The sequence below is a fragment of the Rhizobium sp. 768_B6_N1_8 genome (assembly GCF_051811225.1).
Lineage (GTDB): Bacteria > Pseudomonadota > Alphaproteobacteria > Rhizobiales > Rhizobiaceae > Rhizobium.
Window position 1 is genome coordinate 725,576 of record NZ_JBPWPV010000002.1, and the last position, 21,628, is coordinate 747,203.

At 59.7% G+C, this 21,628-nt stretch carries 19 protein-coding genes; 12 read left to right on the forward strand and 7 right to left on the reverse strand.

Features of this window, described 5'->3' with window-relative positions:
* Window positions 1-34 precede the first annotated feature (34 nt).
* Together AB8B33_RS27720 and AB8B33_RS27725 are read left to right on the forward strand one after the other, a co-directional pair.
* A complete protein-coding gene (locus AB8B33_RS27720; protein ID WP_439017828.1) occupies window positions 35-931 on the forward strand; it encodes a LysR family transcriptional regulator in 897 nt (298 codons plus the stop codon).
* A gap of 177 nt (window positions 932-1,108) precedes the next feature.
* Window positions 1,109-1,588: a carboxymuconolactone decarboxylase family protein gene (locus AB8B33_RS27725; RefSeq protein WP_113320163.1), complete on the forward strand. Its 480-nt coding sequence runs from the start codon at window positions 1,109-1,111 to the stop codon at window positions 1,586-1,588.
* 78 nt (window positions 1,589-1,666) lie between these two features.
* Here AB8B33_RS27725 and AB8B33_RS27730 read toward each other — a convergent pair whose 3' ends face one another.
* From AB8B33_RS27730 to AB8B33_RS27740, 3 genes are all read right to left on the reverse strand, one after another.
* Window positions 1,667-1,954: a GNAT family N-acetyltransferase gene (locus AB8B33_RS27730; RefSeq protein WP_439017829.1), complete on the reverse strand. Its 288-nt coding sequence runs from the start codon at window positions 1,952-1,954 to the stop codon at window positions 1,667-1,669.
* Window positions 1,955-2,072: 118 nt separating this feature from the next.
* Window positions 2,073-2,759 (reverse strand): MgtC/SapB family protein, encoded by a 687-nt coding sequence (locus AB8B33_RS27735; RefSeq protein WP_439018864.1) that lies wholly within the window; start codon window positions 2,757-2,759, stop codon window positions 2,073-2,075.
* Window positions 2,760-2,850: 91 nt separating this feature from the next.
* Window positions 2,851-3,783 (reverse strand): hydrogen peroxide-inducible genes activator, encoded by a 933-nt coding sequence (locus AB8B33_RS27740; protein WP_113320161.1) that lies wholly within the window; start codon window positions 3,781-3,783, stop codon window positions 2,851-2,853.
* Window positions 3,784-3,972: 189 nt separating this feature from the next.
* On the opposite strand from AB8B33_RS27740, the gene katG reads away from it, so the two are divergent.
* Both katG and AB8B33_RS27750 read left to right on the forward strand, forming a co-directional pair.
* The gene (katG, locus tag AB8B33_RS27745; protein WP_439017830.1) at window positions 3,973-6,156 is read left to right on the forward strand and encodes a catalase/peroxidase HPI; all 2,184 of its coding nucleotides are present in this window, start codon (window positions 3,973-3,975) and stop codon (window positions 6,154-6,156) included.
* Between the two features lie 379 nt (window positions 6,157-6,535).
* A complete protein-coding gene (locus AB8B33_RS27750) occupies window positions 6,536-8,341 on the forward strand; it encodes a diguanylate cyclase (RefSeq protein ID WP_439017831.1) in 1,806 nt (601 codons plus the stop codon).
* A gap of 24 nt (window positions 8,342-8,365) precedes the next feature.
* On the opposite strand, the gene AB8B33_RS27755 is transcribed toward AB8B33_RS27750, so the two are convergent.
* From AB8B33_RS27755 to AB8B33_RS27770, 4 genes are all read right to left on the reverse strand, one after another.
* A complete protein-coding gene (locus AB8B33_RS27755) occupies window positions 8,366-8,566 on the reverse strand; it encodes a hypothetical protein (protein WP_113320158.1) in 201 nt (66 codons plus the stop codon).
* 139 nt (window positions 8,567-8,705) lie between these two features.
* Window positions 8,706-9,725 carry a quaternary amine ABC transporter ATP-binding protein gene (locus tag AB8B33_RS27760; RefSeq protein WP_439017832.1) on the reverse strand — a complete coding sequence of 340 codons (1,020 nt, stop codon included), beginning with the start codon at window positions 9,723-9,725 and terminating at the stop codon, window positions 8,706-8,708.
* Window positions 9,718-10,605: an ABC transporter permease gene (locus AB8B33_RS27765; RefSeq protein WP_113320182.1), complete on the reverse strand. Its 888-nt coding sequence runs from the start codon at window positions 10,603-10,605 to the stop codon at window positions 9,718-9,720. Before AB8B33_RS27765 ends, AB8B33_RS27760 begins: the two co-directional genes overlap by 8 nt.
* Window positions 10,606-10,710: 105 nt before the next feature.
* Window positions 10,711-11,709 (reverse strand): ABC transporter substrate-binding protein, encoded by a 999-nt coding sequence (locus AB8B33_RS27770; protein ID WP_439017833.1) that lies wholly within the window; start codon window positions 11,707-11,709, stop codon window positions 10,711-10,713.
* A gap of 544 nt (window positions 11,710-12,253) precedes the next feature.
* Here AB8B33_RS27770 and AB8B33_RS27775 point away from each other — a divergent pair.
* The 8 genes from AB8B33_RS27775 (at window position 12,254) to AB8B33_RS27810 (ending at window position 21,575) form a co-directional block, all read left to right on the forward strand.
* Entirely contained in the window at window positions 12,254-12,988 is a 735-nt protein-coding gene (locus AB8B33_RS27775) for a GntR family transcriptional regulator (protein ID WP_439017834.1), read from the forward strand.
* Window positions 12,978-13,814 carry a 5-dehydro-4-deoxy-D-glucuronate isomerase gene (kduI, locus tag AB8B33_RS27780; RefSeq protein ID WP_439017835.1) on the forward strand — a complete coding sequence of 279 codons (837 nt, stop codon included), beginning with the start codon at window positions 12,978-12,980 and terminating at the stop codon, window positions 13,812-13,814. Before AB8B33_RS27775 ends, kduI begins: the two co-directional genes overlap by 11 nt.
* A gap of 5 nt (window positions 13,815-13,819) precedes the next feature.
* Window positions 13,820-14,575, forward strand: a complete 756-nt coding sequence (kduD, locus tag AB8B33_RS27785) for a 2-dehydro-3-deoxy-D-gluconate 5-dehydrogenase KduD (RefSeq protein WP_439017836.1) — start codon at window positions 13,820-13,822, stop codon at window positions 14,573-14,575.
* Window positions 14,576-14,662: 87 nt separating this feature from the next.
* Window positions 14,663-15,346 (forward strand): amino acid ABC transporter permease, encoded by a 684-nt coding sequence (locus AB8B33_RS27790; protein WP_113182982.1) that lies wholly within the window; start codon window positions 14,663-14,665, stop codon window positions 15,344-15,346.
* 9 nt (window positions 15,347-15,355) lie between these two features.
* The gene (locus tag AB8B33_RS27795) at window positions 15,356-16,009 is read left to right on the forward strand and encodes an amino acid ABC transporter permease (RefSeq protein ID WP_439017837.1); all 654 of its coding nucleotides are present in this window, start codon (window positions 15,356-15,358) and stop codon (window positions 16,007-16,009) included.
* A complete protein-coding gene (locus AB8B33_RS27800) occupies window positions 15,993-16,721 on the forward strand; it encodes an amino acid ABC transporter ATP-binding protein (protein ID WP_113202056.1) in 729 nt (242 codons plus the stop codon). Before AB8B33_RS27795 ends, AB8B33_RS27800 begins: the two co-directional genes overlap by 17 nt.
* A gap of 205 nt (window positions 16,722-16,926) precedes the next feature.
* A complete protein-coding gene (locus tag AB8B33_RS27805) occupies window positions 16,927-17,721 on the forward strand; it encodes a transporter substrate-binding domain-containing protein (RefSeq protein ID WP_310382631.1) in 795 nt (264 codons plus the stop codon).
* A 227-nt stretch (window positions 17,722-17,948) separates the two neighbouring features.
* Complete coding sequence (locus AB8B33_RS27810; protein ID WP_439017838.1) at window positions 17,949-21,575, forward strand: hydantoinase B/oxoprolinase family protein; 3,627 nt, start codon at window positions 17,949-17,951, stop codon at window positions 21,573-21,575.
* Window positions 21,576-21,628: the final 53 nt, after the last annotated feature.

The window sequence follows — 21,628 nt, forward strand, 5'->3', positions numbered from 1 at the left end:
CTGCTTATCTGCAGGTCGAATTCGTGGAGGCGAGATGGGCAATTTGCTGGGCGAAACCGCGGGGCTGATAGCTTTTGTCAGAACCGTGGAAACGGGATCCTTCAGTGCTGCGGCGCGCAGCCTGCAGACAACGCCCTCGGGCGTATCTAAAAGCGTTTCCCGGCTGGAGAGCCTGCTGGGGGGGAAGCTCTTTCGTCGTTCGACACGTATCCTGACGCTGACGCCTGACGGAGAAACCTTCTTCGGAAATATTGCGCCACTTCTCCGGCAGATCGAGGAATCATCGGATGTCTTTCAGGCGGATCGCGGCGCGACCGGCCATTTGCGCGTAAGCCTGCCGAGCGAGCTTGCGAGGCTGCTGATGCCACCCATCTTCACGCGTTTCCTGCCGCAGCATCCCGGCATAACGCTCGATCTCGGGACGACGGATCGCCACGTCGACCTGATTCGCGAAAACTACGATATCGCCTTTCGCGTCGGCAAGGTCGCGGGAAGCGACCTGATGATGCGAACGCTGGTGCATCTGGAAATGGCGCTGGTTGCGTCTCCTGCCTTTGTCGAAACGTGGGGACGGGTGAACTCGGTGGAGAGGTTGCGTGAAATTCCCTTCGCGCGGTATGCGATCGACGGCCACACATATCCCATTCACTTTGCCAATGGCGCGACGATGATACCGACGGGCCAGGTGGACCTCGACACGGCGACGGCGATGCGAATTGCGGCATTGAGTGGGGCAGGTGTTGCTTATCTGATGAAATGCATCGTTCAGGAGGAACTGGATCGAGGGGAACTGATCCAGCTTCTGCCCGACCTTGAGCTGGAGACGATGCCGTTCCAGGCTGTCCACGCTTTCGGTCGAATGCCGACCTACCGGCTGCGCCTCTTTTCGGATTTCATCGAGACCGAAATCCGGAAACATGCATCGCGGTAAGCAAGCTCGCGGTCAGCGACGGGTGACTGATAAGACCGCCCCTATGTCGGGCTCATCCCCCAACCGATGGTTAGCTACCGTTTTTCCGTGCGCTTGCTACTCATTTTGTGACCGCATGCAGGCGCTTGCCTTGGCGGTCGGCTCCCCAAATCAGTAATTTTGAAGGACGAGGATGACATGACGCAAAGACTGAATTACGCCCAACTTTCGCCGGAACTCGTTAAAAAGCTGACCGCCTTTACCATGGAGCTGAAAGAGAGCTCCATCGAGCAGACGATAAAGGATTTGGTCGAAATCCGCGCGTCCCAGATCAATGGCTGCAGCTTCTGCGTGGACATGCATTCCAAGGAAGCAAAGATCCACGGCGAACGCGAGCTCCGTCTCTATCACGTCGCCGCCTGGCGTGAATCGACGCTGTTCAGCCCGCGCGAGCGTGCAGCGCTTGCCTGGACCGAAGCGGTTACCAAGCTCTCCGACACCGGGGTTCCTGACGAACTCTATGAGAAGGTCCGCGGCCAGCTTTCCGAGAAGGAAGTTTCCGATCTGACCTTCCAGGTCATGGCCATCAACGCATGGAACCGGATCAGCGTTGCGGTCAAGGCCGTGCCGGGCTCGGCCGATAAGCTTTACGGTCTGGACAGGGCTGGGCTGGAATAAAGCGATCGGCCAATATCGCGGTCGTATGGGAATGCGGCCGCGAGGGAATTGAGCCCGTGTAACTGCTGCCGGCGTCTATCAGCCAGTGATCAGATCATTGTGTTCCGGGTGCTTTGCGGCGTAGCGCGCCATGAACTCGCATTGTGGGATAACCTTCTGGCCGTTTTCTCTGATCAGCGCGAAAACCCCATCGGCAAGCTTCGTTCCGATTCCGGCGCCAGAATATTCGAACGGAACTTCGGTGTGGGTAAGGACGATCTTGTCGCCTTCCATCCGATAGTAGGCCATGGCCATTGCATCAGTGTTGATTGGCAGCTCATAGCGCTGCATCCGGCTGTTGTTCTGAACAAGAAGCGGCAAGGTCATTCTCCGTTCTATGGTGGCGTCAGCCTTCCGTCATCTCCCAGTTTCGTCAACACAAACGATCGTTTGGCTAGTCATCGTGCTTCCAAACACCTCAAATGCCCCACGTGAAGCCGATGCTCTATGTTAGAGTGGTGCGATGCTCAAAGCGCGTAACGCGGAAATTCTGTTCCAGCGATGCAGCAATGTGATCCGCGCCTGGAACGCCGCGAACGGATTTCCACCTGATATCGTAGATTAGCTCGCGATGTCCGTCGTCGAAATCCCTAAGCCCCGTGAAGCTTGCTTCGGAGAGTGCAGGCGTTGCCGCCGTCACATCTGGAATCCCGGCGCCGCCTTCCAGTTTGATTGCGATGGTGCCCTTCTGCTCGCCCGAAATCCAGCGGTCCACATGCTTGAGTGGAGAGAGGATCAGCACTGCCAGAAGGGTCACGATGGCGCCGACCGCGATCTGCCCGCCACCAAAACACAGGCCGATTGCCGTTATCAGCCATAAAGTCGCAGCGGTGGTGACGCCGGTTGCAATGTCGCCGCGCCGCAGGATCGCGCCTCCGCCGATGAAGCCCACGCCGGTAAGGATGCCGAGCGGGAAGCGCAGGATATCCATCGAACCGTTTACGCTCTGGCTCGTCGCCAGGAGGATATTCGCCTGGATCATCGAAAGGCAGGCGGCGAGCCCAACGAGGATGGTCGTGCGCAATCCCGCGGGATGTCCGCCTCGCTCCCTGTCGAGGCCGATGAATGCGCCGGCGATGACCGTTGCTGCCAGACGGAGCGCAATGTCCGTCCAGTTCGGCGTCATGGGCATCAGTTCGATCAGATCCAACTCAGCCGTTCCCCTGTTATTAGTGCAGGAAGCTAGAGCGCGACCGGCGGACCGGCCAGTGGGACAGCTAAAATCACCCTTCGATACCGGGTCGTGTGGGATCGACGTGTTGATGCAGGCTTGCGGCCGAGTGGCGGATAACCTCCGAAATCTGCAGCAGTTGTTTAACCAGAGGCGTCGAATTGCGCCAGATGATGCCGATCGTTCTTAGGGGCTGGGGTCTGCGGAACCGGGAGATGGAAACATCGGCCGAGCGCGTCTCCACCGGCACCGCCATTTCCGGGATCAGGGTGACACCGATGCCGGCGCTGACCATTTGCACCAGCGTCGAGAGCGAACTGCCCTCCATGATTTCCCGTGGGCGCGTCGATTGTATACCGCAGAAGGACAGGGCCTGATCACGAAAGCAGTGGCCCTCTTCCAAAAGAAGCAAGCGCATTTCGCGCAAGGCTTCAGGTTCCGGCACGGGCTTGCCTTCGTCCTCGCGGTGCCGGACCAGCAGGAACTCCTCTTCAAACAGCTTGATTTCGGTTAGCGATGGTTCCGATACCGGCAATGCGACGACCGCTAGGTCCAATTCGCCCTGCGCCACTTCATGCACCAGTCTCGCCGTCAGCGTCTCGCGCACCTGGATCTCAATATTATCGAAGGTCTTGTTCAGATCGCTGATGATCGCCGGCAGCAAATAGGGGGCTATGGTCGGAATGATCCCGATTCTCAGCCGCGTCAGCAACCTGTCCTGTGACGCGCGGGCGAGGTCTCCAAGTTCGTCAACGGCACGCAGAATATCGCGAACCCTGAGCCCAAAGAGTTGTCCGAAGGCAGTCAGCCTGACCTCCCGCGCACCGCGTTCGAAAAGATTTCCGCCCAACTCCTCTTCAAGCTCCTTGATCTGCATGGACAAAGCGGGCTGCGAAATCGCGCAGGAATCGGCCGCATGCCGGAACCGGCCGTGACGTGCCAGGGCTTCAAAATAACGAAGCTGTTTCAGTGTAACGTTGGTCATAAGGCAAACTTATCGCGCTCATCAGTAAATCCAACTTAAAATTATCATACGCTTCCGATAAAAGAAATGAGAGGGAGGATGCGTGCCGACTCCGGTTGACCGGAGTGAGGTGCAGGCACGCAATCAGGCCCAATAGTTTAACGGACAAGGCGGCTGTCGAACGGTCGCCTGGAGCAACAGGAGAAAACTATGGACCAGAAACCTGACAGCGCGGGTAAATGTCCCGTTGATCATTCGGGAGCAAGTCGCAGAGGCAATCGCGACTGGTGGCCGAACCAACTCGACCTGCAGATGCTTCACCATCATTCCGGCCTTTCGGATCCGCTGGGCAAGGATTTCGACTATGCCGAGGAGTTCAAGAAGCTCGATCTCGACGCAGTGAAGAAGGATCTTCATGCGTTGATGACGGATTCGCAGGATTGGTGGCCGGCCGACTTCGGTCACTACGGCGGTCTCTTCATCCGCATGGCTTGGCACAGCGCCGGCACCTACCGTATCACTGACGGCCGCGGTGGCGCCGGTCAGGGCCAGCAGCGTTTTGCGCCGCTCAACAGCTGGCCTGACAACGTCAACCTCGACAAGGCCCGCCGCCTGCTCTGGCCGATCAAGCAGAAATACGGCAACAGCATTTCCTGGGCCGACCTCTTGATCCTTACCGGCAACGTCGCGCTCGAATCCATGGGCTTCAAGACCTTCGGCTTTGCCGGCGGCCGTGCCGACGTTTGGGAGCCGGAAGAGCTCTACTGGGGTCCGGAAGGCACCTGGCTGGGTGACGAGCGCTATAGCGGAGAACGCGAACTGGCAGAACCGCTCGGCGCTGTGCAGATGGGCCTCATCTATGTCAACCCGGAAGGCCCGAACGGTACGCCCGATCCGCTCGCATCCGCTCGCGACATTCGCGAGACCTTCGCCCGCATGGCGATGAATGACGAAGAGACCGTGGCGCTGATCGCCGGCGGCCATACCTTCGGCAAGACCCATGGTGCCGGCGACCCCTCGTTTGTCGGCGTCGATCCTGAAGGCGGAGAGATCGAGGCGCAGGGGCTCGGTTGGACGAGCAAGTTCAACAGCGGTGTCGGCCGCGATGCCATCGGCAGCGGTCTGGAAGTTACCTGGACGACGACCCCGACCAGGTGGAGCAATAACTTCTTCTGGAACCTGTTCGGCTATGAATGGGAGCTGGAAAAGAGCCCGGGCGGTGCCCACCAGTGGGTCGCAAAGGGCGCTGGTGCCACCATTCCGGATGCGTTCGATTCTTCGAAGAAGCACCTGCCGCGAATGCTCACCTCCGACCTCGCACTGCGCGTCGATCCGGTCTACGAGGCGATCTCACGCCGCTTCCTCGAAAACCCGGATCAGTTCGCAGACGCCTTTGCTCGCGCCTGGTTCAAGCTCACCCATCGCGACATGGGCCCGAAGGTCCGCTATCTCGGCAAGGAAGTTCCGGCAGAAGACTTGATCTGGCAGGATGTCATCCCGGCCGTCGATCATCCCCTTATCGACGATGAGGATATCGCCGACCTCAAGGTCAAGGTCTTAGCCTCCGGTCTCACCGTTCAGGAACTCGTCTCGACCGCATGGGCGTCCGCTTCGAGCTTCCGCGGCTCCGACAAGCGCGGCGGTGCCAATGGCGCGCGCATTCGCCTTGCGCCGCAGAAGGATTGGGAAGTCAACGAACCGGCACAGCTCGCCAAGGTTCTCGGCACTCTCGAAGGCATCCAGAAGGACTTCAATGCAGCCCAGACCGGCGGCAAGAAGGTGTCGCTCGCCGACTTGATCGTGCTTGCGGGTGCAGCTGGTGTCGAAAAGGCGGCCAAGGCCGGTGGCCAGGGCATCGTCGTGCCGTTCACGCCGGGCCGCATGGATGCATCGCAGGAGCAGACGGATGTTGCTTCCTTCGCAGCGCTTGAGCCGCGTGCTGACGGGTTCCGCAACTACGTGAACAGCAACCGCCTGCAGTTCCTGAAGCCGGAAGAAGCCCTCGTTGATCGCGCCCAGCTGCTGACGCTGACCGCGCCTGAAATGACGGTTCTCGTCGGTGGCCTGCGCGTGCTCACGGCCGGCAAGCCCGAACATGGCGTCTTCACCGCGCATCCGGAAGTGCTGACGAACGACTTCTTCGTCAACCTGCTCGACATGGGCACGGTCTGGGCTCCGGTCGCCGGCAAGAACGGTGTTTATGAAGGCCGCGACCGCAAGACCAATGCGGCCAAGTGGACCGGTACTCGCATTGATCTGATCTTCGGTTCGCATTCGCAGCTTCGCGCGCTTGCGGAAGTCTACGGCCAGTCCGATGCCAAGGCGAAGTTCGTGAAGGACTTCGTTGCCGCATGGAACAAGGTCATGAACGCCGATCGTTTTGATCTCGTCTGATTGAAAAAAACCTGTCTGGACGCGGCGTCTCCGCCGCGTCCAGGCGTCAAATACAGGTGAACATCGCTGTTCGCTTGTTGCGCACTCGATGGTCCGTTGCAGCTGGCCCAGCCAGACCGATTACAATCACCTCTTGAAACGAATCCGATAGAGGGCGGCCCACAGGCCGGGATCAGTTACACAAAACTGATTGATTGAGACCATTCGATATCGACAGCACCGCGCTGCGATTGCCAAGAGCCATGCCCGCCGCTACGCCGTTCTGCAGCTATTGCTCGATTCAGATTTTCGCGCTTTTTCGCAAACCGTATACTGCACCCGGTATTATGTTAGAAGTTTCTTTAATTCCCCTTCAATCCGATTTCGCTATCATGGCCATATGAGAATAAGCACCATCACCAACTGGGCCTACGGGATAACCGTGATCCTCACGGCGCTTTCGGCTGTTGCTTTCATCATGTCGTCGCGTAGCGCCGACGACGAGCGGCGTGCGGTTGAAGAACATCTCGCTCTCGATACGCTGACCGAACAGCTTGAGATGGGTGCCGAAGTCTCCAGTGATGAAGCAAGGCTCTACGTCATGCGCGGCGAACAGCGCCACCTCGATGCCTTCAAGGCGGACGAGGAGACCGAACGGCGGCGCGAAACGGCGGCCGAGCAGATTGCGGCACGGGATATATCTGTCGTCGAGCGGAATATTCTCGAGGGCATAGTCAAACAGACTGAGGCACTTGACACGGTAGAAGCCGCCGCTGTCGATACTTTCCAGAGGGGAGACAGACAGGCAGCGCAGCAAACACTTTTCGGGCCGGAACATGAGCGGTTGCAAACGGCTCTCCTGGAGTCGGCCGGGCATCTGCGCGATATCACGGCGACACGCACGGGAGCAGCACTTGATGATGCACGCCGGCGCAGCGACCAATGGAGCCTTGTCGCCAAAGTCATGCTGGCGATGACCGGTCTGCTTTTCCTTGCCGTACTCTACTTCATCCTGCGGCGCCGCGTGGCCATGCCTCTGGTGCGCATGACCGGCATCGTTACACGGCTCGCGAGGCAGGATTACGCTGTCGAGGTCCCTGACGACCACCGCCGCGATGAAATAGGCGAGATGAACGAGGCCATCCAGATCTTTCGCGAAAACGGGCTTGAACGTGAACGCCTGGATGCGGAGCGGCGGGCTGACCAGCATACCAAGGATCTCATCCTGCAGATGATGCATCGCCTTCAGGCTTGTGAAAATCAACATGAGCTGGCCGATGTCGTTGCGCGCTTCGCGCCGCAGATCTTTCCAGGCATTGCCGGAAGTCTTTATATCCTCGACGAGGATAAGTCCGCTCTCGCGCAAGCCGGCACGTGGCTGGAGCCTGTCAACGCGCAGGCGGCCTTTCCGGCCAATGCCTGCTGGGCACTGCGACGCGGCCGCCCGCATAGGAGCGGCATCGGCGACGGCGATGTGCCCTGCCAGCATGTCGAGGGGAGTGGTGTTGCGGCCTCCTGTTTCCCGTTGACGGCACAGGGTGATATGATCGGTCTCCTCTATCTCGAGGAGCGTCACGCGCAGGCGCCAGTGCTGGACAATGTCCGCCTCTATCTGGAGCTGATCGCCGAGAATGTCGGGTTGGCGGTCGCCAATCTGCAGTTTCGTGAAAAGCTGACTGATCTTGCTATCCGCGATCCGTTGACCGCGCTCTTCAACCGCCGTTTCCTCGACGACATGCTGCATCGGCGTGGGCGCGACAATGGCCAAGAGCCACTCGTCTGCCTGATGATCGACATCGATCACTTCAAGCGTTTCAACGACCAGTTCGGTCACGATGCCGGCGACATGGTCATGCAATATGTCGGGCAGGTCCTGCGCAGCGCTGTCGCCGATATCGGCAACGCATTCCGTTTTGGCGGGGAGGAGTTTACCATATTGCTGCCTGACTGCAGCGAAGAGCATGGTTTCGAATTCGCCGAAAAATTACGCGCGCAGATCGGCGGCGCGGCACTTTCATACTCAGGTCAGATCATTGGCGCAGTGACGGTATCAATCGGCGTGGCGGTGTCACCTGCAGAAGGCGCAGTCGATACGCTGGTCAGTCGCGCGGACGCGGCCCTTCTCGACGCCAAGGCCAAGGGCCGCAATAAAACTGTTCTGGCAAGCAATTTGAGCAGGCGATCGCAGGAAACGCTACGCGCCTGAATCAGGAAAGAGGCAGTATGCAGGTCAGTTGCCGGTGACGCCATGCGGCGCATTTTCGGCGATCTCGCGGGCGGCGCCATAATCGCGCTCGTGGGCGGAGCGGAAGCGGTGTTCGGTGCGGCCGGTCAGATCACGATAGTAGCGGTCGGTCATGCCATCGGCATAGGTGCCGGTATCGGCGTCGAATTCTTCAGTCGACGGCTTGATCGAGAAAAATTTGAACATCTTTGAGGTCCTCCACAGCGTGCTATCAATCCGGACGTGTCGTTCGGTTCCTTCTCCAAGATCATTATAATGAAAAAATTAACCATGTTTAAACAAACGGCATGTGTTTGGCTGCATGCCGTCTGATTGCTTAAGATTTTCATGCCTGGTGCAAAAGCAGCGCCAGCAACTGCTGCAGCGAAACGCCGCCCAGCGGCTGACCCTCCTGTGATATGACAGTGGCAGAGGAGACGTCAGCGCGAGACATTTCGCGCAATGCCCCTTCGATATCCATCTCTTCGGAAAGCTGCAGCTGGCTTTCGACCGGGATTTGCTTCGCGACGGCACCGATCTTGATGACCCGGCCGCGATTGACCTCCTTCACGAAGGCGGCAATGTAATCATTGGCGGGATTGAGGACGATTTCCGCCGCCGAACCCTGCTGGATGACTTCACCGTCGCGCAGGATGGCGATTTTCTCCCCGAGCCGGAGAGCTTCGTCGAGATCGTGGGTGATGAAGACCACCGTTTTCTTCAGGTCCTTCTGCAGATCGAGGAGGACGGTCTGCATGTCGACGCGGATCAATGGATCGAGCGCCGAATAAGCCTCGTCCATCAGCAGGATTTCGGCATCATTGGTGAGTGCACGCGCCAGGCCGACACGCTGCTGCATGCCGCCGGAGAGCTGATTCGGATAGTGCCCATCAAAGCCATCCAGGCCGACGCGCTTGATCCAGGCATTGGCCCGCTCTTCACGCTCCGCCTTCGCGACGCCCTGGATCTCCAGACCGTAGACGGTGTTTTGCAGCACGTTGCGATGCGGCAGCAGGCCGAAACGCTGGAAGACCATCGCGGTCTTCCGCCGGCGGAATTCGCGAAGCTGCAAGGCATCCATGCGGCAGACATCCTCGCCACCACAGAGGACTTCGCCGGAAGTCGGGTCGATCAGCCGGTTGATGTGGCGGATCAGCGTCGATTTGCCAGAGCCGGAAAGACCCATGATGACGGTGATCTTGCCGCCGGGGATGGTGATGTTGATGTCTTTCAGCCCCAGCACATGACCATGCACTTTGTTGAGCTCGGTCTTCGACATGCCCTTGCTGACGGCTTCCACATAGTCGCGGCCGTTCGGGCCGAAGATCTTGAAGAGGCTCCGGATCTCGATCGAATTACTAGCCATGCACGATCTCCCGGTGCTTCTGGAGTCGCAGGCCATAGGCCTGGCTGATCCGGTCGAAAATGATGGCAATGCCGACGATTGCGAGACCGTTGAAGACGCCGAGGGTGAAATACTGGTTGGAGATGGCCTTGAGAACCGGCTGGCCAAGCCCTTGAACGCCGATCATGGAGGCGATGACCACCATGGCGAGCGCCATCATGATCGTCTGGTTGATGCCGGCCATGATGGTTGGCAGCGCCAGCGGCAGCTGGACGTTACGAAGCTTCTGCCAGCTCGACGAACCGAAGGCATCGGCTGCCTCCAGCACATTCTCGTCCACCATGCGAATGCCGAGATTGGTGAGGCGGATCATCGGCGGCAGGGCGTAGATGACGACGGCAATGACACCAGGCACGCGACCGATGCCGAGAAGCATGACGACGGGGATCAGGTAGACGAAGCTCGGCATGGTCTGCATGACGTCGAGGATCGGATTGACGATCCTCTGCATCGCATTCGACCGCGCCATCAGGATGCCGAGCGGCAGGCCGATCACGATCGAAAGCACGGTACAGACGAAGATCATCGACACGGTCTTCATCGTATCCTGCCACATGTCGAAATAGCCGATGACGAGAAGCGTCAGAACGCAGCCGACAACGACCTTCCAGCTGCGGCTGGCAAACCAGGCAATGGCGGCAAAAACAATCAGAATGATTGGCCAGGGTGTGCCGGTCAGCAGCCGTTCGGCCCAGATAAGAAAACTCTGCAGCGGGCTGAAGGCTGCCTCGATGCTGTCGCCATAGGCGCGTGTGAAAGCACGAAATCCTTCATCGACGCTCTTCTTCAGCTCGCGCAGCACGTCGTCATTCATTGTCGGAAATTTCCAGAGCCAATCCATAGCCGTTCCCAAAATAGATAGCGGCGGCGGCCGATTGTTGTTTTGGCCGTCGCGCCGAAGGATTGTCTGGGCAGCGGCAACGCTGCCCATGTCATGTCTGAGTGATTAGAGCGAAGCCTTGATCTTTTCGGCGGCTTCCGGGGAGACCCAGTCCTTCCAGAGAGGCTCATTATTCTTCAGGAAGTATTTGGCACCGTCTTCGCCGGTTGCCTGATTGTCGGTCATCCAGGCGATCAGCTTGTTGACGGTGTCATTGGTCCAGGCGCGCTTCTTCAGGTAATCGATGGCAGGGCCGCCGCGATCGGCAAAACTCTTGCTGATCAGCGTCTGCACGTCATCGGCCGGCCAGGCATTCGGCTTGGGATCGGCACAATCGGCAATCGAGGTGCAACGCTTCCATTCGGCCGCGTCATATTCCGTGCCGTATCCGAGTTTGACCATCTCATATTTGCCGAGCAGCGAGGTCGGCGCCCAATAATAGCCGACCCAGGGCTGCTTGCCTTCATAGGCCTTGGCGATCGAGCCATCGAGTCCTGCGGCAGACCCGGTATCAACGAGCGTAAAGCCTGCTTTCTCGCCATCATAGGCCTTGAAGAGCTGCGCGGTGACGACAGTGCCGCCCCAGCCCTGAGGGCCGTTGAAGACCGCGCCCTTGCTCTTGTCTTCCGGTGCCGGGAAGAGTTCGGGATGCTTGAGAAGGTCGGGGATGGTCTTAACGTCGGGGTGGGCGTCGGCGATGTATTTGGGGATCCACCAGCCCTGGATTGCGCCATCGGAGAGGATCTTGGCGCCTGCGACGACCTTGCCGCCTTCAAGGCCACGCTTCACCAACTCCGGCTGAAGGCTGACCCAGGCTTCCGGGGCGATATCCGGTTCGCCTTTTTCTGCCATGGAGGTCAGGGTAGGGACGGTATCGCCAGTGACGATTTCGGCCGTGCAGCCGTACCCTTCCTCAAGAATGATCTTGTCGAGGCTTGCGGCGACTTCCGCGGACTGCCAGTTCATGCTCGCGATCGTGACATTGCCGCAATCGGCTGCAAAAACGCTGCCGCTCGCGAGCATCGTGCCGGCTGCGAAGATGGTGGATGCCAAAAGTACTTTCATTTTTTTGTTCCCTCTGGTCGCGATGCATCTTAACCCGGGCGCCGGCGGCACCGCGTGCGCCGACCCTTGCATTGAGCCTGCTTTAGGACCGCAACGGCCATTCTGGTTGCGTCAGAAAATGGCGTATTAGAGCCTTCTTTCAAGGCTGTCTTAAATACGGCGTCGCTGACGGAACGATGGTGGGGCCTAGTCGCGCCTTGGTTGCGCGTTTCGTTCTAAGGGCTATCGGCCAAGAGTTCAGACCACCATTCGATTGCGACGGATGGTCCGCGAGAATCGCTTCAGACAGATCGCGTCAACACTCTCGTCCTCTGTGCGCCTGGCAGATTTTCCACCGCTGCTTCGTTTTCCACAACCGTAAAACTACGGCTCATCGACGCGCTTGCCAGAAGTTGGATACTAATATATTACTTTTACATCAGACCGGCTGGAGGCGGTCCTCGATGATTTCAAACACTCGATTGCTGATCTGTTGCTTGGAAGGAATGCGATGAATTCGCCCTCCGGAATCGCGCGCAAGAAGCGCTCCCTGCAAGGAGTCACGGTGCTTTCTCATCAGCGGGCGGCTGCCCCGCGGGCAGCGACGCTGGTCTACAATGCACTTCTCGATGACATCGTCTCGCTGCGTCGCAAGCCGATGGAACTGCTGAACGAGAAGGAGCTCGAAGCGCAGTTCGGCGTCAGCCGCACGCCGATCCGCGAGGCGATTATCCGACTTGCTGATGACGGCCTTGTTGATGTCTTCCCGCAATCCGGCACTTTCGTCTCCCGCATTCCGCGCCGCGCGCTTTACGAAGCGATCCTGGTGCGCAAGGCGCTGGAGGACACGACGGTTTCGATCGCGGTCGAGAAGATGACGCCGCCAGGCCTGCGTGCGCTGGAGCGTAATCTCGCTGATCTTGATGCCTGCCACCGCGAAGGCGATGTCGCGACCTTCCACGTCATCGACAATGATTTCCACCAACTGATCAGCAATATCGCCGGCTTTCCCGGCATCTGGACGATCATCCAGCAAGTCAAGGTTCATAGCGATCGTTACCGCCTGCTGACGCTGCCGCAGCAGGGCCGTCTGACGCGCGTCATCGAGGAACATGCCGCGGTCATCGATTGCATGCGAGCCGGCGACAAGGACGGCGCGAAGGCGGCGATGGAGTTCCATCTCGGCAAGCTGCTGCACGAAGTCGAAGAGGCAGAGATGCTCGACCCAGCCTATTTCATTGAGGATGCCCCGTACGCGGCGGCATCCGGAGGAGAGAAGGACAATTCCAATGCAGATTGACGTACGACACGCCTCCCATCCTGAAGCTGTCAGGGACTTCGATACGGAAACGCTGCGGCGCCACTTCCTGGTCGAGACGGTTTTTGCGCCTGGCGAGATCAGCCTGACCTATTCGCATTATGACCGCATGGTCATCGGCGGCGCTGCGCCGCTCGGCACGGCTCTGGTACTCACGGCGCCAAAGGCGATCGGCCAGGACACGTTTCTGGCAGAGCGTGAACTTGGCGTTCTGAACGTCGGCAATTCCGGCAGCGTGATCGTCGACGGCACGACCTACACTTTGGCAAAGTATGACTGCCTCTATGTCGGCAGGGGCGCCGTCGATATCAGTTTCGAAAGTGCCGAGGTTGCCAATCCGGCAAAATTCTATCTGGTCTCGACGCCGGCCCATGCCAGCCACCCGACCGTGCTGCTGACGCGCGACAAGGCGCGGCATCTGACGCCGGGCGAGGCGGCAAGCGCCAACAAGCGTTCGATCTATCAGTATATCCATCCAGAGGTTTGCCAGTCCTGCCAGCTGACCATGGGCTTCACCAGCCTGGAGACCGGCAGCATCTGGAACACCATGCCGAGCCACACGCACGACCGGCGCATGGAAGCCTATCTCTATTTCGACCTCGATGCCGATCAGCGCGTCTTCCATTTCATGGGAGAGCCGCAGGAAACGCGTCACATGCTCGTCGCCAACGAACAGGCCATTATTTCGCCGCCCTGGTCGATCCATTCCGGCGCCGGCACCAAGAATTACAGCTTCATCTGGGCAATGGCCGGCGACAACAAGAGTTTCACCGACATGGACCATATCGCCATCGGCGATCTGAGGTGATGGCGATGCATGCTCTTTTCGACCTTTCGGGAAAAACTGCCGTCGTCACGGGTGCCAATACCGGGATCGGGCAGGGCATTGCCGTCGCGCTGGCAGAGGCTGGTGCTTCGATCGTCGCCGTCGGCCGTTCTTCGATGGATGAGACCGAAGCCCTGGTGGCGAAGGCGAGTACGAAATTCCACGTCATCAAGGCCGATCTCGGTACGATCGAGCCGGTCAAGCCGATCGTTGTTGAGGCACTGGAACGCTTCGGGGCGCTCGATATCGTCGTCAACAATGCCGGTATCATCCGCCGTGCCGACGCGATCGACTTCACCGAGGAGGACTGGGACGCGGTGATGAACGTCAACCTGAAGACGGCCTTCTTCCTGTCTCAGGCGGCTGCCCGTCACATGCTCGAAAAAGGGCGCGGCAAGATCATCAATATCGCCTCTCTTCTCTCCTTTCAGGGTGGCATACGCATCCCGTCCTACACGGCCTCTAAGAGCGGCCTTGCGGGTCTGACCCGGCTGCTCGCCTGCGAATGGGCGGGCAAGGGCGTGAACGTCAATGCCATCGCTCCCGGCTATTTCGTGACCAATAACACGACGGCGCTCCGTGAAGACGCCGATCGCAATGCCAGCATCCTGGCCCGCATCCCGGCCGGCCGCTGGGGAGAGCCCGGCGACATCGGCGGTGCGGCCGTGTTCCTGGCATCAGCGGCATCCGACTATGTGCACGGCACGGTGCTGCCGGTCGATGGAGGCTGGCTGGCGCGCTGACGCGACAGCCGGGAGGAGACATGACGCTTTCCTGCGGGAAGGCGAGGCTGCGCCAGTGGAGTTGGCTTGGCCGGAATGGAGGAGGATATGCAGTACCAGTTCGATTTTTCGGCCTTGCTGCCCTACTGGAGCGATTTCCTGTCGGGCGCGCTTGTCACGATCGAGATCACCGTCTTTTCGGTGATCATCGGTCTGGTGATCGGTGTTGCCTGCGCTATCGCCCGTCGCTCGGATATCGGGCCGTTGCGTGCCCTCGTCAGCATCTATGTCGAGACGGTGCGCAACACGCCGTTTATCGTGCAGATCTTCTTCATCTTCTTCGGCCTGTCCTCGGTCGGAATCCGTCTGCCGATCATCGCGGCAGCCGTCTTCGCCATGGTCATCAATGTCGGCGCCTATACGGCCGAGATCGTACGCGCCGGCATGGATTCCATCCATCCGAGCCAGATCGAGGCCGCTGAAGCGCTTGGCCTGTCGAAGCTGCAGATCTACCGCGACATCATCCTTCTGCCGGCAATCGAGCGCGTTTACCCGGCACTTTCCAGCCAGTTCATCCTGATGATGCTATCGACCTCGATTGCCTCGCAGATATCGGCCGAGGAGTTGACGGGTGTCGCCAACAACATCCAGTCGAACACATTCCGCTCGCTGGAAACCTACATGGTCGTCGCCGTTCTCTACATCGCCATCACCTATCTGATGCGGGCAGGCTTCTACGGCCTCGGTCTCATCGCCTTCCCGCGCCGTCGCCGGCTCGGCACGTCGCTCTAGAGGTCGCCAATGCTCGGTGGGTTTTCCTTCAATCACCTGATCTATCTGCTGGATGGACTTGTCTGGACGGTGGTGCTGTCAGCACTCGCCTTCCTGCTGGGCGGCATTGCGGGCTTCTTCGTGATGCTGTGCCGCATCTCCCGCTTCCTGTGGGTGCGGCGGGCTGCCCTCATCTATATCCAGATCGTTCAGGGCACGCCGCTCCTGATCCAGATGTTCATCCTCTATTTCGGCCTCGGGGTCATCAATATCTCGGTCCCGCCGCTGGTGGCGGCCGGCCTCGGCATGATGATCTATTCGAGTTCCTATCTCGGCGAGATCTGGCGCGGCTCGGTCGAATCCATTTCGCGAACGCAGTTCGAGGCCGCCGAATGCCTCGGCCTGACCCGCTGGCAGGCGCTGCGAGATGTAATCCTGCCGCAGGCGCTCAGGATTGCCACGCCGCCGACGGTCGGCTTCCTCGTCCAGCTCATCAAGAATACCTCGCTCGCCTCTGTCGTCGGCTTCCTCGAGCTGACGCGTGCGGCGCAGGTCATCAACAACTCCCTGTTCCAGCCCTTTCTGGTCTTCGGTATCGCAGCGCTTCTCTATTTCGCTGTCTGCTACCCGCTGTCGGTCTGGAGCCGCTCTCTCGAGAGGAAGCTCAATGTCGGTCGCCGTTAAACTCACCAATGTCGTCAAGCGCTTCGGTGCGCTGGAGGTGCTGAAGGGCGTCTCCTTCGAGATCAATGCCGGCGAAGTGGTGGCGCTGATCGGCCAGTCCGGCTCCGGCAAGAGCACGGCGCTGCGCTGCATCAACCGGCTGGAGACAATCCAGGATGGATCGATAGAGGTCTGCGGCCATCGCGTCGAGGATCCGAAGCTCGATCTCAGGACATTGCGCCGCGATATCGGCATGGTGTTCCAGAGCTACAATCTCTTCCCGCATATGACGGTCGCGGAAAACATCATGCTGGCACTGCGCCGCGTGAAGGGCATGCGCAAGGACCAGGCCTTCGAGATCGCCAAGCAGGTACTCGCAAAGGTCGGCCTGTCGGAAAAGATCGATGCCTATCCGGAGCAACTGTCAGGCGGCCAGCAGCAGCGCGTCGCAATCGCCCGTTCGCTCGCCATGCAGCCCAAGGTGATGCTGTTCGACGAGGTGACCTCGGCTCTCGACCCGAAGCTGACGGGTGAAGTTCTACGCGTCATGGAAGATCTTGCGCGCGGCGGCATGACGATGATCGTCGTCACCCACGAGATGGGTTTTGCCAAGCGCGCCGCCAACCGCGTCATCTACATGCACACCGGCAAGGTCTGGGAGACCGGTGGCGCCGACATCCTGAGCAATCCGCAGACGCCCGAACTGAAGGAGTTCATGGCTGCAGAGCTATAGAGCAATTCCAGCAAAACTGCGTAGCGGTTTGCATCCGGAATTGCGTGAAAACAAAGAGATGGAGCATTCCGCCATTCCAGAAAACGGGATGCTACAACCCCGCCATTGCGGGAGGAAATTGCCTGTCCCGGATGAGCCGGCACAGGTTTGAGAGGAGGCCCGACAGAGAGCGGGCAGAGGCAATCAGGTAGAGGAGACTTGGAGTATGCCGAAGACAATGATTTCGAAACTGGCACTGTTGGCCGGCGCAGGCCTGCTGGCGCTGGCAAGCGTTGCCCATGCCGACGTGCTCGACAATATCAAGAAGGCCGGCAAGGTTCGCATCGCGGTCGCGATGGGCATTCCGGAATATTCCTTCGTCGATGAAAACCTTAAGCCGACCGGCTCGGACGTCGAAACCGCGAAGCTGATTGCCAAGGATCTCGGCGTCGAACTGGAACTGGTGGAAATCACCAATGCTGCCCGTGTTCCCTCCGTGCAGACGGGCAAGGCCGATATGGTCGTCTCTTCGCTCGGCATTACCGAAGAGCGCAAGAAGGCGATCGACTATTCCGTTCCCTATGCGACGCTCGCGCTCGTCGTCGCTGCCCAGCCGAGCGTTGAGATCAAGAACTATGCCGATCTCGGCGGCAAACGCATCGGCGTCACCCGCGCCACAACAAATGACCAGGACATCACGGCCAATGCAAAGGATGCGGATATCGTCCGTTTCGAGGATGACGCAACACTGATCACCTCGGTCGTCTCGGGTCAGGTCGATATTCTCTCCAGCCAGTCGGCCGTCATCAACGGCATCAACAAGAAGATGGCCGATCATCCGCTGCAGGTGAAGTTCACCCAGAAGGAAACCAACCTCGGCATCGGTATTCCGAAGGGCGAAGCCGGCCTCAAGACTTGGCTCGACCAGTGGGTGAAGACCAATTTCGACAACAAGGTGCTGCGCGATATCTATCGCAAGTACCACAATGCAGAACTGCCCGACGATCTGACCTCGCGTTGATCGGATAGAAGCGTTGGCGCCTAACGGCGCGGCCCTCGAAGATCGGTCACTTCCACCAATCCTGTCGCCGCGGTCCTCGGGCCGCGGCGTTCGATTTTATGCGCCTGAATATCCAGCCTGTGATACGCCCTGCGTCCATGATGCCGCGGCGACTTAGTCTTCTGTAAAATGTTGACGATTTATCGATAATTTCTTAGTGATATTGGAAACGAACGGCGGAGGCGATATTGTCGGGCATTGCGGCTGGTAGCTGGGACTTCTGGATCGACCGTGGAGGCACCTTCACCGATATTGTCGGGCGCGACCCCTCCGGTGCCCTGCATGCCCGCAAAGTGCTGTCCGAAAATCCGGAAGCCTATCGCGATGCCGCCGTCCACGGCATTCGCCTGCATCTCGGCCTGAGCGCGGATGAACCAATCCCGACCGGGCTGATCGACGAGGTGCGCATGGGCACCACCGTCGCCACCAATGCGCTTCTGGAGCGCAAGGGCGAACGTCTGGCGCTGGTAACGACAAAGGGTTTCCGTGACGCTCTGCGCATCGGTTATCAGGAGCGCAAGAAGATCTTTGCGACCGAGATCATCAAGCCGGAAGCGCTCTATCAGGATGTGGTCGAGCTCGAAGAGCGCGTATTGGCCGACGGTACCGTCGAGACAAAGCTCGATGAGGCCGCGACCGAAGCGGCCCTGCGCGATCTGCGCGCCAAGGGTTATCGCGCCGTCGCCATCGTCTTCATGCACGCCTATAAATATCCTGATCATGAGGCAGTCGCTGGGCGCATAGCCCGCGCCATCGGCTTCGAACAGGTTTCCGTCAGTCACGAGGTCTCGCCGCTGATCAAGCTGGTCGGCCGTGGCGATACGACCGTTGTCGACGCCTATCTTTCGCCGGTGCTTGGCCGCTATGTCAGTCAGGTCTCGGACGAACTTGACGTGGCGCGTACCGGCGCGCGCGTCATGTTCATGATGTCTTCGGGCGGCCTGACTGCAGCCAACATGTTTCAGGGCAAGGATGCGATCCTGTCCGGTCCGGCCGGCGGTGTGGTCGGTCTTGCCAAGACCGGCGAGCAGGCGGGTTTCGGCCACGTAATCGGCTTCGATATGGGTGGCACCTCGACAGACGTCGCGCATTTCGACGGCGAGTATGAGCGGGCCTTCGAGACGGAAGTCGCCGGTGTTCGTGTGCGCGCGCCAATGATGCTGATCCATACGGTGGCGGCCGGCGGCGGTTCGATCCTGCATTTCGAAAGCGGCCGTTTCCGCGTCGGGCCTGATTCCGCCGGCGCTTTCCCAGGTCCAGCCTGCTACCGCAATGGCGGCCCGCTTGCGGTGACCGATGCCAATGTCATGGCCGGCAAGCTGTTGCCGGATTTCTTCCCGGCAATCTTCGGCCCGAACCAGGATAAGCCGCTCGACGTCGCGACGGTGCGGCAGAAGTTCGCCGAGCTGGCAGCCGAGATCGGCGACGGGCGCAGCCCCGAAGAAGTGGCTGACGGCTTCATCCGCATTGCTGTCGCCAATATGGTCGAGGCGATCAAGAAGATTTCCGTGCAGCGCGGTTATGACGTGACGCGTTATGCGCTCAATTGCTTCGGTGGCGCTGGCGGCCAGCATGCCTGCCTGGTCGCCGACGCGCTCGGAATGAAGAGCATCCTGCTGCATCCGATGTCGGGGTTGCTGTCGGCCTATGGCATGGGTCTCGCCGATATCCGCTCCACGCGTCAAAAGGCGCTCGGTGTGACGCTCGATGCGGCCGCACCCGCAGAGATGACCGCGCTTGGCAGGCAATTGCAGGGTGAATGCCAGCCGGAGCTGGTGGCGCAGGGCGTCGAGGCCGGCAAGATCAAGACGGTGTTGCGCGCTCATATCCGCTATGCCGGCACCGATACTCTACTGGCCGTCGAGGCACTGTTCCCGCAAACTGATGACGCGGCGCGCCTTCGCAAGGAGTTCGAGATCCTGCACAAGCGCCGTTTCGGCTTCGTTGCCGAGGACAAGCCGCTGGTCGTGGAAGCCGTCGAGGTCGAATGCATCGGCGGTGCCGCCGCCGAAATCGATGTCGATCGCGGGGAAGCAGGTGAGGGCGAGGCTTCGCCCATCCGGCGAACCCTGTTCCATTCGCAGGGTGAAAGCCATGATGCGGCCGTCGTCCTGCGTGATCGTATCCTCCCCGGCCAGACCGTGACCGGGCCGGCCATCATCATCGAACCGAACCAGACCATCGTCGTGGAAGATGGCTGGCAGGCGAAGCTGACGGCGCGCGATCATGTCGTGCTGACCCGCATCAAGGCGCTGCCCGAGCGCACGGCGATCGGCACCAAGGCCGATCCGGTCATGCTGGAGATTTTCAACAATCTCTTCATGTCGATTGCCGAGCAGATGGGGGTGACACTGCAGAACACCGCCTATTCCGTCAACATCAAGGAACGGCTCGATTTTTCCTGCGCCGTTTTCGATGCGGACGGCAATCTCGTTGCCAACGCGCCGCATATGCCTGTGCATCTCGGCTCCATGGATGCGTCGGTGGCGACCGCCATCCGCGAAAATCCGGTCATTCATCCGGGTGACGTCTTCCTGATCAATGCGCCCTATAATGGCGGCACGCATCTGCCTGACCTCACCGTCTGCACGCCCGTCTTCGACGATGCCGGTACGCGCATCCGCTTCTGGGTGGCAAGCCGTGGTCACCATGCCGATATCGGCGGTATCTCGCCGGGCTCGATGTCGCCGCTTGCGACGCATATCGACGAAGAAGGCGTCTACATCGACAATTTCAAGCTGCTCGATCGCGGCCGTTTCCGTGAGGACGCGCTTGCCGATCTGCTCACCGGTGCGCGCTATCCAGTTCGCACGCTGGCGCAGAACGTCAACGACCTGAAGGCGCAGGTTGCTGCGAACGAAAAGGGCGTGGCGGAGCTGAAGAAGATGATTGCGCTCTTCGGCGAGGACGTGGTCGACGCCTATATGGGCCATGTGCAGGATAATGCCGCCGAAAGCGTGCGGCGTGTGCTCGACCGCCTGCCGGACGGCGAATTTTCCTATGAGATGGATCAGGGCTGCAAGATCGTCGTCAAGATTTCCATCAACAGGGAAAAGCGCGAAGCGACAGTCGATTTTACCGGCACCTCAGCGCAGCGCCCCGACAATTTCAATGCGCCGGCGCCGGTGACGCGGGCGGCCGTGCTCTATGTCTTTCGCGTGCTGGTCGAGGCGGATATTCCGATGAATGCCGGCTGCCTGCGGCCGATCCGTATCGTCATTCCCGATGGTACCATGCTGACGCCGGAATACCCGGCCGCCGTCGTTGCCGGCAATGTCGAAGTCAGCCAGGCCGTGACCAACTGCCTGATCGGCGCGGTCGGCGCCATGGCTGCTGCTCAGGGCACGATGAACAATCTGACTTTCGGCAATGACAAATACCAATATTACGAAACCATCTGCTCCGGTGCGCCGGCAGGCCCGGGGTTCAATGGTGCAGATGCCGTGCACACGCATATGACCAATTCACGCCTCACCGATCCGGAAATTCTGGAGAGCCGTTTCCCGGTCGTGCTCGAGGATTTCCATATCCGGCCGAATTCCGGCGGGCGCGGTCAGTGGCATGCCGGCAATGGCACGCAACGCACGATCCGCACGCTCGAGAAGCTGGAATTTGCCGTCCTCTCCGGCCATCGTCGCGTCGCGCCGTTCGGGCTGAAGGGTGGCGAAGACGGCCAGACCGGCCGCAATTATGTTCGCCGCAATGACGGTACGATCGATGAGCTGATCGGCGCTGCCCATACGGTGCTGGAAGCGGGCGAAGCCTTCACGATTGTGACCCCGACGGGTGGCGGATATGGGCCACGCAATGCCTGATTTTGGTTCGGCTAAAACGGTTTAAAATCAATGGAATAGATGTTCGTCCCTGC